The organism is Lysobacterales bacterium, from assembly GCA_016703225.1.
Taxonomy (GTDB): domain Bacteria; phylum Pseudomonadota; class Gammaproteobacteria; order Xanthomonadales; family Ahniellaceae; genus JADKHK01.
In genome coordinates, this window is record JADJCM010000003.1 from 55,465 (window position 1) to 71,082 (window position 15,618).

Here is a 15,618-nt window from a genome sequence, read left to right on the forward strand (position 1 = left end):
GTCAGTCCTCGGAATCGAATGCGGTGCCCGGCGCGCTGTCGTCGAGCAGGATCACGGTGTTGTCTTCGACCGGCGGCGCGACTGCGGGCGCGACCACTGCTGCGGGTGTGGCCAACGCGGCTTCGCGCTGGCCGCTGCTGTAGGCCCAGGCGAGCAGGATCAGCGCGAACAGCACGCCGATCATGGCCAGGCGTCGCATGCGCGCGGCCATCTGGTCGGGAATGTTCCCGGGTGCTTCCCAGCGCGGCATCGGTGTCTCGGCGTCGGGCCGGGTCGAGCCCATCAGCCCGGCCGCACGCAGCATTTCGCGCGCGCGCGGCATGTCTTCCGCGCGCAGCACCTGCACCGCCGGCCAGTCCTTGCTGTGCCCCGGGTCCTGAAAACTGAAGCGGCGGAAGTTCCCGCGCCGCAGCTTGTCGCGGTTGACCACGCGCGTGCCGATGCCGGCTTCGTTGAGCATGGCTTCGACGCGGTCGACGTTCTCGTTGCGGGGCGAGGCATAGACCTGGCGCATCAGTGCGCTCCGTCTTCGACGACGCGGATCAGGCCTTCCTGCGCGGTCGAAGCGACCAGTACGCCGTCGCGTGTGTAGATGCTGCCGCGGGCCAGGCCGCGCGCGCCCTGCGCGCTCGGGCTGTCGCAGGAGTACAGCAGCCATTCGTCGATGCGGAACGGACGGTGGAACCACATCGCGTGGTCGAGGCTGGCCATCATCACGTTGTCTTGCAGGTAGGAGATGCCGTGCGGGAAGGTGGTGGTGCCGATCAGGTGGAAGTCGGAACAGTAGGCGAGCATGGCGCGGTGCAGGTCGGCGTCGTCTCCGATGCGATCGACCAGCTTCAGCCACACGTGCTGGTGCGGCGGACGTTTCGGCGGCTTCAGCTCATCGCGCGGATAGACATGACGGAACTCGAACGGACCCTTGCGCGTGAGCCAGCGCTGCAGTTTCGCCGGGACCAGTTCGAGCCGGTCCGCTGCGATTTCGCCCGGTGCTTCGAGATCTTCGGGCTTCGGTACGTCCGGCATCGAGAGCTGGTGTTCGACGCCCGGCTCCGGTTCCTGGAACGAGGCGGCCAGCCCGAAGATCAACTGGCCGTGCTGGATCGCCGATACCCGCCGCGTCGAGAAGCTCTTGCCGTCGCGCGACACTTCGACCTGGTAGATGATCGGGGCGTTGATGTCGCCGGCGCGCAGGAAATAGCCGTGCAGCGAATGCACCACGCGCTCGCGCGGCACCGTCTGCTGTGCCGCCGACAGCGCCTGGCCCAGCACCTGCCCGCCAAAAACGTATTTGGTGCCGATGTCGCGGCTGGCACCGCGAAACAGGTTCACTTCGAGCCGCTCCAGTTGCAGCAGGTCGATCAGTTCGGAAACGATGGGCTGGGTCATGGCTGCCAGTTTAGCGGGCGGCGCGCTGAAACGACGCCGGCGTGCTGCGATCGCCCTCAGTCCGCCAGCGCCCAGTCCGCGGCGGCGCGCGCGTGCAGGGCGGTGGTGTCGAACAGCGGCAGCGGACTGTCGCCGGGGCCAACCAGTAGCCCAATCTCGGTGCAACCGAGGATCACCGCTTCGGCGCCGTCCGCCGCGAGCCCCGCGATGATCCGCCGGAACTGCGCGCGCGACTCGGACAGCACGCGGCCGAGGCAGAGTTCCTCGTAGATGACCCGATGCACGAGTTCGCGATCCGACTGCGGCGGGATCAGCACGGTCAAGCCGTGGCGTTCGCGCAGGCGGCCGACGTAGAAGTCCTGCTCCATGGTGAAGCGGGTGCCGAGCAGGCCGACGCGATGATGGCCGCCGGCGCGCACCGCGGCTGCGGTTGGATCGGCGATGTGCAGCAACGGCACGCCGACCGCGACCTCGATTTGCGCCGCGACCTTGTGCATGGTGTTCGTGCACAACACCACGCAGCCGGCGCCGGCCGCCTGCAGTGCGCGTGCGGCATCGGCAAGCAGCTCGCCGGCCCGCGCCCAGTCGCCGCTGCGCTGCAGTTGCTCGATCTCGTGGAAGTCGACGCTGTAGAGCACCAGTCGCGCCGAGTGCAGCCCGCCGAGCCTGGCCTTCACCGCCTCGTTGATCGCGCGGTAGTACGGAATCGTCGATTCCCAACTCATCCCGCCGATCAGTCCGATGGTCTTCATCTGCACTCCTGCGTGCATTCGGCGTTGCCGATCAGCGCCGATGTGCGCCAAAGTCGGGGTGCCGATGCTGATGTCGAACAACCAGAATGCGCACCCCGGTTGCGGTCTGACGATAGATGATCGTGTACGGAAATACCGACAGCGGATGGTTGCCGCGCTCGTGGTCACCGAGCGCACCGATTGCGGGATTCTCCTCGATCAATCGGGCGACACGTTCGAACTGGTCGAGGAAGCGCTTCGCGATGCCGGTGCCAGCTTCGGACTTGTAGTAACGGAACGCGGTGATCAGATCCTTCTCGGCCTCACGGTGAATCGATCGCGTCACGGCAACTCGGTCCGCAGCCTTGCCAACACCTCGTCGAGCGAAACCTCGGCGGCCTCGCCAATGGCGAGCGCGGCCTCGCGCTGTGCCGCGACAGCCTCCCAGGCGGCGTCACGTGATTGGTCGTCATCCAGACTGGCGACGATGCGATCGAGCAGGCGAGCGCGATCCGAGGCGGGCAGGCGCAGCAGTTCGACTTCCAAGGTTTCCACGGGAATGGTCATGCGTGCACCAGGCTCGATGTGGGCGCTTCTATTGACTCGGCACGAATATATTTGAACTATTCGCGCATCGGGTTGTCGAAGATGCATGGACAAAGAAGACGCAAGATTTCAGTCGCTGGAGCAGTTGCACGAGCGACGCAAGCAGGTGGTGCGATTGCACCGTCAAGGCATGGGCGTGATGCGCATCGTCGAACTGAGCGGGCTGTCGTATCCGACGGTTCGCGCGGCGATTGATCGCTTTGAAGACGGCGGTTCGTCGGCGAACAAACCGAAGCCGCGTGGCAAGCAGTCGGGTTCGGGACGCAGCCTGAGTGAAGCGCAGGAGGTTTCGATACAGCGAATCATTATCGACAAGCGGCCGGAGCAGCTGAAGATGGACTTCGCGCTGTGGACACGATCGGCAGTGATGCAGCTGATCGAACGCGAACTCGGCATCACGCTGTCGGTGCGCGGCGTCGGCAACTATCTGCAGCGCTGGGGCTTCACGCCGCAGAAGCCGATCAAGAAGGCCTACGAACAGCGCCCAGAAGCAGTGCAAGCGTGGCTCGATGAGCAGTATCCCGAGATCGAGCAACGCGCCAAGGCCGAGGGCGCAGAGATTCACTGGGGCGACGAGACCGCGTTGGTCAACACCGACGTGCGCGGTCGCAGCTATGCGCCAGCGGGCAAGACGCCGGTGGCTTACGCCGTGGGCGGCACGCGCCAAGCTGTCGATGATTGCGACCGTGACCAACCAGGGCAAGACGCGCTGGATGATCATCGACGATGCGTTCAATGCAGATCGATTGATCGAGTTTCTCGGCGCGCTGATCAAAGACACAGCGCAAGGTGTTTCTGATTCTCGACAACTTGCGCGTGCATCACAGCAAGCTGGTCAAAGCGTGGGTCGCCGAACGCGCAGAGCAGATCGAACTGTTCTACCTGCCGAGCTACAGCCCGGAACTGAATCCCGAAGAACGACTCAACGCCGATCTCAAGCACCACATCGGCTCGAAAGTCCCGGCACGCACCAAGGCAAGGCTGAAGGCCGCCGCGACCGAGCACATGGAGCGCCTCGAAAAATCACCCGAGCGCGTGCGCAGCTATTTCCAAGATCCTCACGTAAAGTACGCCGCATGAAAAGTTCAAACTTCACTTGGCCGGATCAATAGTGTGCCACAGCCCGGCAGCCGGCTTGGCGAGTGCTCCCACTAGGCGGCAAAGATCAGATCATCCCGCCGATCAGCTCGATGGTCTTCATCTGCACTCCTGCGTGCATTCAGGGCACTCCCAGTTCCAGCGCCAGGCGTTCGGCGAAGGCGCGGTTGACTTCGCCTTCGAGCGTGGCGGCGCGCAACACTGGCAGGTGTTCGCCGAGCAGGCTGCGCGCGCCTGCGCGATCACCGCGGGCGGCGGCGACGGCGGCTTGCTCGGCGGCGACGATGGCGCGGTCGAAGGCAAGTGCGTCGTCGCCGAGCTGTGCCGCGGCACGATCGAACTCGCGCCCGGCTTCATCGAGTTGGCCGCCGGCAAGTGCGACCTGGCCGCGCAAGCGGTGCGGTTGGGCCAGCGCCGGGTGGTTCGGCGGCAGGGTCGACACGAAGATCGGTTCTGCGGCGTCGAGCAGCGTCTGCGCCTCCGGCAGCCGTCCGGCGCGCCGCTCCAGCTGCGCTTGGCGCATGGTCTCGAACGCCCAGTTCCAGTCCGGTTCTCCGGCGATTTCGAGATGACGGGAGCGCACCGACTCGAAACGCGCGCGCGCTTCCTCGAAACCGCCGCGCAGGCCGATGCTGCGCGCCAGATTGCCCTCGGCGCGCAGGCGCTCGCGCGACAGCGGTGCGACGTTGGCCACATAGAGATCGACGCTCTCGCGTGCCAGCGTCTCGGCGCGTGCATAGTCTCCGGCGTTCTCGAAGGTCGACGCCAGGTTCAGCAGCACCAGGGCACGGTCCAGCGGCGAGTCGCGGTCGCGTTCGGTCAGCGCCAGAGCGCGCTCGGCGTGCGGCAGTGCCGCCACGGCTTCGCCGCTGTCGTTCAAGCTCACGGCGAGATCGTTCTCGAGATCGGCGAGGCGCGCGCCGGTGCTGCCGATGATCTGCTCATGCGCCATGATTGCCGATTGCAGCAGTTGCTGCGCTTCGCGGTAGCGCCCGAGCTGGTTCAGCACGGCGGCGTGCAGGCGCATCGCGGCGAGACGGTCCGGGTGGCCCGCGGGCGTGCGCGCCTCGGCACGCTGCAACTGCTCGCGCGAATGGCGCTCGGCAGGTTCGAGGTCGCCGGCGCGCATCTCGATGTCGGCGAGTGCGGCGATGCAGTCCTCGATCTGCTCGTCGAGCAGTTGCGGATGCGCGGCGGCCAATGCCAATGCTGCCTCCAGCTGCGGGCGCGCCACTTCGTAGAGCCCGCGCCGATAGTCGACCCAGGCGTGGTTGCGCAGGGTGCGCAGCTGCATCGCCGGGTCCTGCGGCAACCAACGCATGCGTAGTGCCGCCGAGACCTCGTTGGCGGCCGCCGCGCCCTCGAAGTCGCTGATGCCGAGCAATGCGCTGGCGAGTTCGTCTTGCAGTTCGCCAAGCAGCAGGTCGCTGTCGCGCGCGCTGCCCGCGGGTAACCGCTGGATCGCCGCGCGCAGCAGGGTCGCGGCGCGCGCCGGTTCGCCGAGCTGCTGATAGACGCCGGCCACCGTGGCGTACACCGACACGCCGGCCTGGCTGGCGTCGAGTGGTTGGCGCGCCAGCTGTTCCTCGATCGCGGCGACGAATTCGCGAGCCCCGACCGGCCGGCCCAGGGCCACGCCGGGGGCCACGCGCTCGAACACCCCCTGCAGCAACTGCAGCGACTGCCGCGCGCTGTCGCGTTCGGCGGCAGCGGTGGCCTCGGCGGCGACGGCGCGCAGACGTTCGACTTGCAGACGCCAGACGAAGCCGGTCAGCAGCGCAAGCGCGATCAGGCTGGCAGCGCTGCCGAGACGGTGCCGTGCGATGAACTTGCGTGCGCGATACCAGGTGGTGTCGGCGGCGGCGCTGACCGGCAGGCCGCGGCGATAGCGCGCGAGGTCGTCGCAGAACGCCGCCATCGTCACGTAGCGATCCGCGGCGCGGACGGCGGTCGCCTTGGCGATGATGCCGGACAGTTCGGCATCCGTTGGGTTGCCCGCCAGCGTTTCGCGCAGCATCGCGCCGAGGCTGTAGATGTCGGTGGCGATGCCGACGCTCTGGCCGGCGGCCTGCTCGGGGCTGGCGTAGCCGGGGGTGAACACGCGCGTGGAACCTTGCAGCCCGCTTTCGCTGTTGTCGATCAGCTTGGCGACGCCGAAGTCGAGCAGTTTGATCTCGCCGGCCTCATTGACCATCACGTTGGAAGGCTTGAGATCGCGGTGGATGACCAGGTGCTGGTGCGCATGCTGGACCGCGGCGCCGATGCGCTCGACCAGCTCGATGCGGGCATCGCGGTCAGGGCGTCGGCGGCGCAGGTAGGTGTCAAGTGTTTCGCCGCGCACGTACTCGACGACCAGATAGGGCTGGCCCGCCTCGGTTTCGCCGCCATCGATCAGGCGGGCGATGTCGGGATGGTCGAGTGCGGCCAGGATCTGCCGCTCCTGGCGCAGGCGGCGCATGCCGTCTTGCGATGGAAAGCCGCGGATCAGCTTGATCGCGGCCTGCTGCGTGAACCCGCCTTCGTCGCGCTCCGCGAGCAGCACCGTGCCCATGCCGCCGCAGCCGAGTTCGCGCAGAATTCGCCAGGAACCGATGCGCTGGCCGCTGAGGTCGGGCGCGATGCTGGCTTCGGCGTCGGAGCGCAGTGCCGCATCGATGGCAGCATCGGCCGCGGCATCGGCCGCGAGCAGCGCGCGCAGGCGCGCCGCCTGTTCGGTCGGTATTGCGTCCAGTTGCGCCTCGCGCCCCTTCGCGTCGAGTGCGAGCAAGGCATCGAACCAGTCCGACAGCGAGCGTTGCGGGTCAGCCGGACTCACGTTCACGCAGTGCATCCTTGAGCCAGGCACGACCGAAGCGCAGGGCACGGTCGATGGTGCTGGCCGAGACCTCCATCAACTTGGCGATTTCCTCGCGTTCCAGGCCGGCGAAGTAAGTCAGCGAAATCACCTCGGCGGCGCGTGCGTCGACTGCGGCCAGCGCATGGATGGCCTCGTCGACCTGCAGCGTATCGCCGGCTGCCGCGATCAGGTCGGACTTGGAGTCGAGGTCGGTAACCGGACCAGCGTCGCGCTTCTGCGCATGGCGGCGTCGCGCCGAGTCGACCAGGATCTGCCGCGTCGCCAGCGCGATCACGTTCATCAGATGGCGCCGGCTCTGCCAGTCGCCGCCTTGCGCGAGGACGCGCATCAGGGCCTCGTGCGCGAGCTCGGTTGCGGCCAGGGTGGCGTCGCGGTGCGCCGCCAGTTGCCGACGCGCAATCGCTCGCACCTCGTGGTAGACGAGGTTCACCATCGCATCGCGCGCGGCCAGTTCGCCCTCGCGCCATGCAGCCAGCAATTCGGTGAAGCCTGTTGCTTCGGTCATCGCGGATGCTCGGGACAGGGCGCCGAAGATACTGCGAAAGACGGCCGCGCAACGGTGCGCCGTCGCGCACTGCATTCCCCACGTCAGCGGTGTTCGAGCGCCACGCCTTGCAGCACCTGCGGCCAAGGAAACAGCGGGCCCGGGTCGCGCTTGCGCCGCACCTTCACGCCGGCGTCGTCGCTGGCTGCGACTTCAGTCGTGTCCAGAACCTCGTGCCCGGCGATCTCGCGCAGGTTCGGCAGTTGCGATCGCAGCTGCGAGAGCAGTGCACGCAACGCCGCGATCTGCTCGGCGGTGTACGGCTCGGTCATCTGTTGGTGGCGCGAATCGAGCCATTCCGGATACCGGCCGGTGTTGACCAGTTCGATGCCGACCGACTGCGGGTTGTAGCCGCGCGTGTGGTGAGCGATGCGAGTGACCGGAACGAATTCGTGGATACGACCGTCGCGGTCGATGTAGTAGTGCCCGGAATTGCCGGTGCCGGTCTCGGCGTAGAGGATGCGTTCGCCGAACTCGCGCGCCATCGCCAGATCGGGCAGCTCGGTGCAGTGGATCACGACCAGGGTGACCGCCTCGCGCGGCCGCGCTTGCAGTTGGTCGACGTAGGGCAACGGCCATTGCTGGATGGCGAGGTCGCTCATGTCACTTGGCGCGCGTCGGCTTGATGCCGCGCGACTTGCTGCGCGTGATCACGTACACCGAGGCCGGCGGCACGTTCCACACGGTGAATCCGGTTCGTTTCGCGCTCAGGTGCAGTTCGCGCATGACTTCGCGCTTGACCGGGTTGGTCGGCCCGTAGGTGAACTGGATGAAACGGCCCTGCGGCCCCATCACGCTGAATGCGGCCTCCAGGATTCCCTGCTGCAACTCCGCGCTCATCGACAACAGTCCAAGGCCGCTGATCACGGCATCGACCTCGCCGGCTTGCGCGAACTTTTCGCGCTCGACCACGCGCGCGGTCGAGAGTGCGTCGGCGCATACCACACGCGTCTGCGGGAAGCGCTGCATCAGGTGCTGGTGCAGCGACTCGTTGAGCTCGAACACCAGCAGATTTTCGGGCGCGATGCCGCGTTCGAGCAGAGCTTCGGTGAATACGCCGGTGCCGCCGCCGAGTTCGATCACCTTGCGCGCGCCGTCCGGCAACTGGCTCAGCATCTCGGCCGCCAGTTCCTTGCTGCTGGGTGAAACCGCAGCCGTCGTCAGCGGCGCCTTCAGCCATTGCCGAAAGAAGGTCCAGGCGATCGCCGCGTCTTCGCGGCGCTGGCGCAGGACGCGCCCGATCTTGGTTCCGCGTAGCGGCATGCAGGAAATCCGTGTGAACTGCTCCGGATGATACGGGGCCGGGATGACACCGCAAGCCGCAAAAGCAGACGCCCGGCCGGAGCCGGGCGTCGTCGTGTCGGAATCGACCGTGAATTACCAGCGCCGACCGTAGTAGATGCTGGTGTCGTAGGCCATTTCCTCAACCCGGTCGTAGTACGCGGCGCTGCCGTAATCGTCGCGTTGATAGCTGCCGTCGCGGTAGCCATCCGAGTAGCCATTGCTGTAGCCCTGGGCATAGCCGCCGGCGGGGCGGTGGTGCACGTGGTAGACACGATGCGCGGAGCACCACGGGTCGCGGCGGCTGTAGCTGCGACGGTCATGATCGCGGTAGCGCGAATGGCCGTAGTAGCCCGGGCGATAGGGCGTGAAGGCCTGCGCCTGCCGATAACCATGGTTGCGATGGCCATGGCTGTAACCGTGGTGGCGGTCATGGTCGCGATAGTTCACCGACCAGCCGTTGTTCCAGCCGCCACCGTGGACATTCACGCCCCAGTCGCCGGCCTGCGCCGGCGCAGTCGACGCAATCGCCGCCGCCACACCCAGACCAATCACCGAAGCCAAGCGAGTCAGAACATTCATCGTGGTTACCTCCTCAGGTGGCGCACACTCTGCGGCTGCGAGGATGAATCGCTTCTGAAATTTCTCCGCACCGGGGCTGAACGGCCCCGGCTGTTGTCCGCGATTCAGTCCAGTCGTCGGTGCCGGATTTCGAAGCAGTGATGGATTTTCGGATCGCGCGCGAAATCAAATGGGATGGTCGCCGGCGTAATGTCGTGGATGTCGAGTGCGGCGAGCGCATCGCGATCGATCTTGAAGCGGCGGTTGTTGTTCGAGAACAGAATCAGCCCCTCCGGCGCCAGCCGCGCTGCGCAGGCCTGGAGCAGGCGCACATGGTCACGCTGCACGTCGAAGTCCTCGGCGCGCTTGGAGTTCGAGAAGGTCGGCGGATCGACGTAGATCAGGTCGTATTCGCCGCGGTCGCGCTCGATCCATTCCATCGCGTCGGACTGCACGAGTCGGTCCTTGGCGCTGCCGAGGCCATTCAGTGCCAGGTTGCGTTCGGCCCAGTCGAGATAGGTGTTCGAGAGATCGACGCTGGCGGTGCTCGCGGCGCCGCCGGCGCAGGCATAGACGGTGACCGCGCCGGTGTAGCAGAACAGGTTCACGAAGCGTTTGCCGCGCGCGAGTTCGCGCACCTTGGCGCGCAACGGGCGATGGTCGAGGAACAGGCCGGTATCGAGGAAGTCGAACAGGTTCACTTCGAACTTGAGGCCGCCCTCGCTCACCGTCATCGCGTGGCCGCGCTCGTCCTGGCGGCCATATTGTTCGAGCCGGCCGCGCTTCATGCGGGTCTTGATCGCGATCTTCTCGCGCGGCACCGCGAACACCTCGCCGGCGACGCGCACCAGTTCGCGCAGGCGCTTCTGCGCGATGTCCTCGGGGATGGTCTTCGGCGCCTGGTATTCCTGGATGTGAAGGTGATCGGCATAGACGTCGATCGCGGCGGCGTAGTCGGGCAGGTCGGCGTCGTAGGCGCGGTAACACTCGATGCCGTCGCGCTTCAGTTTCGGACGCAGGTGCTTGAGGTTCTTCTCGATGCGGTTGCGCACGCCCTGCGCGGCTTCCGACAGCGGCGGCGCTTCGCGCGGTTCCGGACGGGCGGCGAACACCTCGAAGCGGTACAGGGTGCAGGCGAGTGCGCCGTTGAACAGCGCGTATCGCTTGTCGGCCTTGAGCCCGACCGCGTGGGCCAGCGATTCATCCGAGGTGATCAAGGCCGCGCGCCAGCCGCCGAATTCTCGCTTGAGCAGTTCGCCGAACGCGACGTAGGCCGGTGCCGCGGCGCGGTTGTCCTCGAGGCGCTCGCCGTAGGGCGGATTGGTGATGACCAGACCGCCGCTGAAGCCCTCCGGGCGATGTGTCTTGTCGACCTCGTGGTGGTGCAAGCTCAGGAAACCGGAAATGCCGGCCTGCTGCGCGTTCTGCTTGGCCGCGGCAAGCACGGCGCCGTCGCGGTCGGAACCGAAGTAGCGTGCCTTGTCCTGCTTGCGTCCACTCGCGGCGCGCTGCTCGGCTTCGTCGAGCAGGGCCTGCCAGAGCTGCGGCTGGTGGCCGCGCCAGCGCAGGAAGCCGTAGTGCGTACGCAACAGCCCAGGCGCGACATCGGCGGCGATCAAAGCGCCCTCGATCAGCAGGGTGCCCGAGCCGCACATCGGATCAACCAGGGCGCCACCGTTGGCCGCGATCTCCGGCCAGCCGGAGCGCAGCAGCATGGCCGCGGCGAGGTTCTCCTTGAGCGGGGCAATGCCGGTGTTGCGGCGGTAGCCGCGCTGGTGCAGCGGGCCGCCGGACAGGTCGAGCGAGATCTGCGCCGTCGTGCCGCGCACCAGCACGTGCACGCGCAGGTCGGGCGTCCAGGTGTCGATGTTCGGGCGCTCGCCACTGACGTTGCGCAGGCGGTCGACGATGGCGTCCTTCACGCGTTGCTGGGTGAACTGGGTATTGCGCAGGCTGTCGTTGATGCCGTGGGCATCGACCGCGATCGTGCCGTTCGCGGCGACATGCTCTTCCCAGGCCAGCGCGTGCACGGCCTCGTACAAGCGGTCGGCGCTGATCTCCTCGATCTTCAGCAGCGGCAGCAGGATGCGGCTGGCGAGCCGTGACCACAAACAAGCGCGGTACGCGGTGGCGAGCTCACCTTCGAAATGCACGCCGGCGACGGTCTGCTTGACCTCGCCGGCACCGAGTGCGGCGAGTTCGGTCGCGAGCAGTTCCTCGAGTCCCTTCGGGCAGGCGGCAAAAAACTGCATCAGCGCGCCCGCCCATTCAGCTCGAGTCGTTCCAGGAACTGGCCGAACCAGGTCGCGGTCTCGACGACGTGTCTGGAAAGACGATGGTCATCGTCGACCAGATGCAGGGTTGCGCGCCGCGCCTCGGCGAAGTCGATGACGGCGCGCGCCGGAATCAGTTCATCGTCCCAGGCATGCACGATCGCCAGCGGCACGCGTGCGGCATCGAAGCGGGTGTTGTAGCCCAGCAGTTGCAGCGGCAAGGCGAGCAGGAACAGGCCCGCAGTTTCGACCTGCAGCGACGCGAGGCCACTGATGAACGCGCCGAAACTCGAACCCGCCAGCACCAGCGGCCCTTCGATCGTCCTGGCGACATCCAGCAGTCGCGCCAGGCGTTGACCGGCCCCTTCGAGTCCGTGCGCCGCATCGAGATCACGATAGTCCGGCCGGATCGTCTTCCAGCCCAGCCGCTCGGCCACCTCCGCCATCGCCGTAACCTTGGTCGCCTCCGGCCCCGATTCCAGGCCGTGAGAAAGAATGGCAGTGCCGATCATGTCGATGATGCTCGTGTGGGGGGGCGGCATGTTAGCGGCGACGGCCGGCAATTCGCGCGATGCGAGCGACCGCGGAACGCAGGGATGTGCGCGCGCGCTCATGTTCGGCCTGATCGACGAACGGTGCGTCGCCCATTCGGCGTTCGATGATGGCCGCGTCGAGCAGTCCCGCCTTCAGCCCTTCTCGCACCCAGCGCAGGTCGTGTGGCTCGCTGCGCGCGAGCTTCGAGACTGCGGCGTCATCAGGATCGAGAAACAGTCCAACAATGCCATCCGCAAACTCGATCCGGCAAAGGCGCGACTCCCAGTCCTCGGGTAGCGCCGCAAGTGCCGGCCCCACTGCGTCTGCGTAAAACCCGTGTTGCGAGTGGAATGCGCTGGACGGTCCGAGTGCGGCGCCGATTTCGCTGGCGCGGCCGGGGTCGAATCGCGGATACAGGTCAACGTCAATCGATAGCACCATCGATTGCGGTGGAACGGCACAGGATCCGAGTACCGAAAGACTGCCGATGATCACGAACTCCCGATGCTGGGTAAGCGCGCTGGCTTCCTTCAGCAGTACGCCGATCGCTTGTCGGTCGATCATTCTGTGGGTTCGGCAAAACGTGCGTCGGTCAGAGCGAACGAGAACGGACTGTTCTGGAGCATGGCATTGGTCATCCCGCCGTTGCCTTCGACGAGTCGTCTCAACCCGGCTTCCGGATGTGCGCGCAGGATGCGTCTCCAGGCGCGAACGTAGAACGGACTGCAGGTCTCCGCTTCTGCCCACAGCGCGACCTGACGACGGGCACGGTCGACGAGTTCCGCGCCGACCGTGGGATGTGTCTCGATCTCGGTCGCGATGGACGCATGGACCCGGCGCAACTGCGCGTAGCGCATCGCGTTCAACGCAAGCGCCTTGCGACGTGCTTCGATGAGAAATTGCGCGGCGACCATGGTGCAAGGAGGATAGGTGGCAGGGGCATGACCGTCAAAAAATCGACGGTTGCCCGTTCAGATTGTGCTGCAGGCTCTGGCAAGCTTGTGCAAATGCGCCATGACGCCGCCAAGACCGACTCCCGCCCGCTCGCGATCTTCCTGATGGGGCCGACCGCGTCCGGCAAGACGGCGTTGGCGCTGGAATTGGCGGACTCGGGGCGGTTCGGGTTGATCAGTGTCGACTCGGCCCTGATCTATCGCGGGCTCGACATCGGCAGTGCCAAGCCGGATGCGGCGACGCTGGCGCGCTATCCGCATGCGCTGATCGACATCCTCGATCCCGAACAGTCGTATTCAGCGGCGGAGTTCTGCCGCGATGCTCGCGTGGCGATGGATGAGATCACGGCGCGCGGACAGGTGCCGCTGCTGGTCGGGGGCACCGGTCTGTACTTCCGCGCGCTCGGGCGCGGTTTGTCGGATCTGCCGCAGACCGATCCCGAAATGCGCGCGCGCGTCGAGGCCGAGGCAGCCGAGCGCGGTTGGGCGGCGCTGCATGCGGAGTTGCGGGCGCTGGATCCGGTCGCCGGCGCACGCATCCACCCGAACGACCCGCAGCGCATCGGCCGTGCCCTCGAAGTGATCCGCATCAGCGGACAGCCGCTGTCGGCGTTGCAGGGCCGGGCGCAGGCGGACTTGCCATATCGCGTGCTCAAGCTCGCGTTGTTGCCGGATCGCGCGGTGTTGCATCAACGCATCGCCGAACGATTCGATGTGATGCTCGCGGCCGGATTTCTGGACGAAGTGCGTACCCTGGTGCGGCGCCCCGGCCTGCATGTGGACCTGCCGTCGATGCGCTGCGTCGGTTATCGCCAGGCCTGGCAGCACCTGCGTGGCGAGATCGATGCCGAGACCTTTCGCCGCACCGGCATCGAAGCGACCCGCCAACTGGCCAAGCGCCAGATCACCTGGATCCGTTCGGAGCACGATGTGTTCGTTCGCGACCCACTCGATCCGTTCGCGTTCGATTCAGCCAAGTCCTTGATCCAGCGAGCGATCGGCTGAACGGTTCGCCATTGGTCATGGGCTTGAAACGCCCGTTTGCGGCCGCACAACCGCTACACTCGTCGCACTTTTCAGGCCAGCGCGTGTCAAACGCGTCTGGCCGGCCGGCGCCAATCTGGCGTCCGTGCGGAATTTTGGTCGTACCCCCGGGAGCACAACATGTCGAAAGCCCAATCCCTGCAAGATCCCTTCCTGAATGCCCTGCGTCGCGAACGCATTCCGGTGTCCATCTACCTCGTCAACGGCAGCAAGCTCCAGGGCACGGTCGAGTCCTTCGACCAGTTCGTGGTGCTGCTGCGCAATACCGTCAGCCAGATGGTCTACAAGCACGCGATCTCGACCGTGGTTCCGGCACGCAACGTCAAGGTCGGCGACGGCCCGCACGGCGCCACCGGCGACCATCACGATGCCGCTGCGGAAGGTTGAGCCGGAGCGCTGATTCCTCTTGGACTTCTTCGGTCGCAGTCAAGGCGGCGAACGCGCCCTGCTGGTTCAGCCGCATCCGGTCGGCAGGCCCGATCCCGAGGCTTTGCTCGAGTTCACCGAACTTGCGCGCTCGGCGGGTGCCGAGATTCTGGATACGCTGAGCGCGCGCATCGAGTCGCCGAATCCGCGCTTCTACCTCGGTACCGGCAAGGTCGATGAACTGCGCCAGTTGAAGGAAGCGCATGGCGCCGACCTGATCCTGGTGAACGCGAACCTGTCGCCGGTGCAGGAGCGCAATCTGGAGAAGGCGCTGAGTGCGCGCGTGGTCGATCGCACCGGCCTGATCCTCGACATCTTCGCGAGTCGTGCGCGCACTCACGAAGGCAAGCTGCAGGTCGAGTTGGCCCAGCTCAAGCATCTGTCCACGCGCCTGGTGCGCGGTTGGACCCATCTCGAACGCCAGCGCGGCGGTGCCATCGGTCTGCGCGGTCCGGGTGAAACCCAGCTCGAACTCGATCGGCGCATGATCGCGAACCGGGTCAAGGCGCTGGAGGCGCGGCTCGACAAGGTCGAGGTGCAGCGCGCACAGGCGCGGCGCAAGCGCGAACGCGGCGAACTGCCGGTGGTGACCCTGGTCGGCTACACCAATGCCGGCAAGTCGACGCTGTTCAATGCCATCACCGGCGCCGACGTGTTCGCTGCCGACCAACTGTTCGCCACGCTCGACCCGACCTTGCGCAAGCTCGACGGCCTGGCCAGCGGCCCGGCCATCCTCGCCGACACCGTCGGTTTCGTGCGCGACCTGCCACACGATCTGGTCGCCGCATTCCGCTCCACCCTGTCGGAAGTGAAGTCGGCCGATCTGCTGCTGCATGTCGTCGATGCTTCCGATCCGAATCGCGGCGAACGCATCGACCAGGTCAATGCCGTGCTCGCCGAGATCGGCGCCGGCGATGTGCCGCAACTGCTGGTGTTCAACAAGATCGACCGCGTCGAGGGCATGGCGCCGCGCCGCGATGCCGGCGACGGCGGCGCCAGCGAGCGCGTGTTCGTCAGCGCAATCGTGGGGCAGGGGCTCGACCTGCTTCGCGCCGCGATCGGAGACCGCTTCGCCGGCACCCGCGTGCGCCAGTCGATTTGTCTCGGCCACGACCAGGCGCGGCTACGTGCACGACTGTTCGCGGCCGGTGTGATCGCCGCCGAAACCAGCAACGAGGATGGCTGGCAGGTCGAGATCGACGCGCCGCGTACCGCCCTCGAACCGCTGTTCGGATTGCCCGACGGCGACGGCGAGCGCCTGCGCGGGCACTTGAAGCTGGCCGCGGCGGACGCCATCTGATCGTCGAGCGCGGCGCCGCGC

Annotated in this window: 17 protein-coding genes and 1 pseudogene; 4 read left to right on the plus strand and 14 right to left on the minus strand. The window is 66.6% G+C overall.

The window, feature by feature from the left end; all coding sequences use genetic code 11:
- Position 1: 1 nt before the first annotated feature.
- The 5 genes from IPG63_13385 to IPG63_13405 are packed head-to-tail and all read right to left on the minus strand — an operon-like array spanning position 2 to position 2,687.
- The gene (locus tag IPG63_13385) at positions 2–514 is read right to left on the minus strand and encodes a hypothetical protein (GenBank protein MBK6728229.1); all 513 of its coding nucleotides are present in this window, start codon (positions 512–514) and stop codon (positions 2–4) included.
- Positions 514–1,398, minus strand: coding sequence for an acyl-CoA thioesterase II (gene tesB, locus IPG63_13390; protein ID MBK6728230.1), 885 nt, complete (start codon positions 1,396–1,398; stop codon positions 514–516). Before tesB ends, IPG63_13385 begins: the two co-directional genes overlap by 1 nt.
- A gap of 47 nt (positions 1,399–1,445) precedes the next feature.
- Positions 1,446–2,141, minus strand: coding sequence for an aspartate/glutamate racemase family protein (locus tag IPG63_13395; protein ID MBK6728231.1), 696 nt, complete (start codon positions 2,139–2,141; stop codon positions 1,446–1,448).
- A 31-nt stretch (positions 2,142–2,172) separates the two neighbouring features.
- Complete coding sequence (locus IPG63_13400) at positions 2,173–2,466, minus strand: type II toxin-antitoxin system RelE/ParE family toxin (protein MBK6728232.1); 294 nt, start codon at positions 2,464–2,466, stop codon at positions 2,173–2,175.
- Positions 2,463–2,687 carry an addiction module protein gene (locus IPG63_13405; GenBank protein MBK6728233.1) on the minus strand — a complete coding sequence of 75 codons (225 nt, stop codon included), beginning with the start codon at positions 2,685–2,687 and terminating at the stop codon, positions 2,463–2,465. The genes IPG63_13400 and IPG63_13405 overlap by 4 nt, the downstream gene beginning before the upstream one ends.
- A gap of 85 nt (positions 2,688–2,772) precedes the next feature.
- On the opposite strand from IPG63_13405, the pseudogene IPG63_13410 reads away from it, so the two are divergent.
- A pseudogene (locus IPG63_13410) lies at positions 2,773–3,806 on the plus strand (IS630 family transposase).
- 139 nt (positions 3,807–3,945) lie between these two features.
- Here IPG63_13410 and IPG63_13415 read toward each other — a convergent pair.
- From IPG63_13415 to IPG63_13455, 9 genes are all read right to left on the minus strand, one after another.
- On the minus strand, positions 3,946–6,645 hold the full coding sequence (locus tag IPG63_13415; GenBank protein MBK6728234.1) for a protein kinase: 2,700 nt from the start codon (positions 6,643–6,645) through the stop codon (positions 3,946–3,948).
- Positions 6,626–7,186, minus strand: a complete 561-nt coding sequence (locus IPG63_13420; GenBank protein MBK6728235.1) for a sigma-70 family RNA polymerase sigma factor — start codon at positions 7,184–7,186, stop codon at positions 6,626–6,628. The genes IPG63_13415 and IPG63_13420 overlap by 20 nt, the downstream gene beginning before the upstream one ends.
- A gap of 83 nt (positions 7,187–7,269) precedes the next feature.
- The gene (locus IPG63_13425; protein MBK6728236.1) at positions 7,270–7,827 is read right to left on the minus strand and encodes an N-acetylmuramoyl-L-alanine amidase; all 558 of its coding nucleotides are present in this window, start codon (positions 7,825–7,827) and stop codon (positions 7,270–7,272) included.
- A gap of 1 nt (position 7,828) precedes the next feature.
- Positions 7,829–8,488 (minus strand): hypothetical protein, encoded by a 660-nt coding sequence (locus IPG63_13430; GenBank protein ID MBK6728237.1) that lies wholly within the window; start codon positions 8,486–8,488, stop codon positions 7,829–7,831.
- Between the two features lie 114 nt (positions 8,489–8,602).
- A complete protein-coding gene (locus IPG63_13435; protein ID MBK6728238.1) occupies positions 8,603–9,088 on the minus strand; it encodes a hypothetical protein in 486 nt (161 codons plus the stop codon).
- Positions 9,089–9,192: 104 nt separating this feature from the next.
- Complete coding sequence (gene rlmKL / locus IPG63_13440; protein ID MBK6728239.1) at positions 9,193–11,322, minus strand: bifunctional 23S rRNA (guanine(2069)-N(7))-methyltransferase RlmK/23S rRNA (guanine(2445)-N(2))-methyltransferase RlmL; 2,130 nt, start codon at positions 11,320–11,322, stop codon at positions 9,193–9,195.
- The gene (locus IPG63_13445) at positions 11,319–11,852 is read right to left on the minus strand and encodes a hypothetical protein (protein ID MBK6728240.1); all 534 of its coding nucleotides are present in this window, start codon (positions 11,850–11,852) and stop codon (positions 11,319–11,321) included. The genes rlmKL and IPG63_13445 overlap by 4 nt, the downstream gene beginning before the upstream one ends.
- Before the next feature lie 31 nt (positions 11,853–11,883).
- Complete coding sequence (locus IPG63_13450; GenBank protein MBK6728241.1) at positions 11,884–12,438, minus strand: hypothetical protein; 555 nt, start codon at positions 12,436–12,438, stop codon at positions 11,884–11,886.
- Complete coding sequence (locus IPG63_13455) at positions 12,435–12,788, minus strand: hypothetical protein (protein MBK6728242.1); 354 nt, start codon at positions 12,786–12,788, stop codon at positions 12,435–12,437. Before IPG63_13455 ends, IPG63_13450 begins: the two co-directional genes overlap by 4 nt.
- 93 nt (positions 12,789–12,881) lie before the next feature.
- On the opposite strand from IPG63_13455, the gene miaA reads away from it, so the two are divergent.
- The 3 genes from miaA to hflX all read left to right on the plus strand — a co-directional run bounded on the left by miaA (position 12,882) and on the right by hflX (position 15,597).
- Positions 12,882–13,832 (plus strand): tRNA (adenosine(37)-N6)-dimethylallyltransferase MiaA, encoded by a 951-nt coding sequence (gene miaA / locus IPG63_13460; protein MBK6728243.1) that lies wholly within the window; start codon positions 12,882–12,884, stop codon positions 13,830–13,832.
- A 159-nt stretch (positions 13,833–13,991) separates the two neighbouring features.
- Entirely contained in the window at positions 13,992–14,258 is a 267-nt protein-coding gene (gene hfq, locus IPG63_13465; protein ID MBK6728244.1) for an RNA chaperone Hfq, read from the plus strand.
- Positions 14,259–14,277: 19 nt separating this feature from the next.
- Positions 14,278–15,597: a GTPase HflX gene (hflX, locus tag IPG63_13470; protein ID MBK6728245.1), complete on the plus strand. Its 1,320-nt coding sequence runs from the start codon at positions 14,278–14,280 to the stop codon at positions 15,595–15,597.
- The last annotated feature ends 21 nt before the right edge of the window (positions 15,598–15,618 follow it).

Coding starts and splice junctions, on each gene's coding strand:
- IPG63_13385 (MBK6728229.1), bottom strand. CDS start 514: ATGCGCCAGGTCTATGCCTCGCCCCGCAACGAGAACGTCGACCGCGTC.
- IPG63_13395 (MBK6728231.1), bottom strand. CDS start 2,141: ATGAAGACCATCGGACTGATCGGCGGGATGAGTTGGGAATCGACGATT.
- IPG63_13405 (MBK6728233.1), bottom strand. CDS start 2,687: ATGACCATTCCCGTGGAAACCTTGGAAGTCGAACTGCTGCGCCTGCCC.
- IPG63_13420 (MBK6728235.1), bottom strand. CDS start 7,186: ATGACCGAAGCAACAGGCTTCACCGAATTGCTGGCTGCATGGCGCGAG.
- IPG63_13425 (MBK6728236.1), bottom strand. CDS start 7,827: ATGAGCGACCTCGCCATCCAGCAATGGCCGTTGCCCTACGTCGACCAA.
- IPG63_13430 (MBK6728237.1), bottom strand. CDS start 8,488: ATGCCGCTACGCGGAACCAAGATCGGGCGCGTCCTGCGCCAGCGCCGC.
- IPG63_13435 (MBK6728238.1), bottom strand. CDS start 9,088: ATGAATGTTCTGACTCGCTTGGCTTCGGTGATTGGTCTGGGTGTGGCG.
- IPG63_13445 (MBK6728240.1), bottom strand. CDS start 11,852: ATGATCGGCACTGCCATTCTTTCTCACGGCCTGGAATCGGGGCCGGAG.
- IPG63_13450 (MBK6728241.1), bottom strand. CDS start 12,438: ATGATCGACCGACAAGCGATCGGCGTACTGCTGAAGGAAGCCAGCGCG.
- IPG63_13455 (MBK6728242.1), bottom strand. CDS start 12,788: ATGGTCGCCGCGCAATTTCTCATCGAAGCACGTCGCAAGGCGCTTGCG.
- miaA (MBK6728243.1), top strand. CDS start 12,882: ATGCGCCATGACGCCGCCAAGACCGACTCCCGCCCGCTCGCGATCTTC.
- hfq (MBK6728244.1), top strand. CDS start 13,992: ATGTCGAAAGCCCAATCCCTGCAAGATCCCTTCCTGAATGCCCTGCGT.